This window comes from Curtobacterium sp. P97, assembly GCF_023712445.1.
GTDB lineage: Bacteria > Actinomycetota > Actinomycetes > Actinomycetales > Microbacteriaceae > Curtobacterium.
This window is the reverse complement of record NZ_JAMAYF010000062.1, coordinates 1-481: the sequence shown is the minus strand read 5'-3', so window position 1 is coordinate 481 and position 481 is coordinate 1. Positions and strand designations below refer to the sequence as shown.

General features: G+C 71.9%; 1 protein-coding gene. It reads left to right on the top strand.

From position 1 onward, the window contains the following. Positions 1-481 (top strand): CBS domain-containing protein (locus M3677_RS16930; protein ID WP_251161128.1); only part of this gene is annotated, 481 nt, incomplete at both ends.

Below are 481 nucleotides of genomic sequence, written 5' to 3'. Positions count from 1 at the left end.
GCCCGAACCGGTCTCGCGCTGGCTGGCCACCTCGACGGTGCTCTACCTCAAGCTCTTCGGCTGGCTCATCTGGTTCTTCGACCAGGCGTCGAACCTGCTGCTGCGCGCGCTGCGCATCGAACCGGTGCACGACGTCGAGCACTCGGCGACCGCCCGCGACCTCGACAGCATCGTCGAGGACTCCCGCGCCAGCGGTGACCTGCCGGCCGAGCTGTCGGTGCTGCTCGACCGGATCATCGACTTCCCCGAGCAGGACGCCGAGCACGCGATGATCCCGCGGCACCGGGTCGGCACGGTCGCCGACGCCGACACCCTGGGCCACCTGCGGGAGGTCATGGCCACCGGGCACTCCCGCTACCCCGTGCTCACCGCCGACGACCAGATCGCGGGCGTCGTGCACCTGGCCGACCTGCTCACCACCACGGCGGACGACGACGCCCCGGTGACCGCATCGCCCGCCCCGCGCTCGTGGTGTCGCACC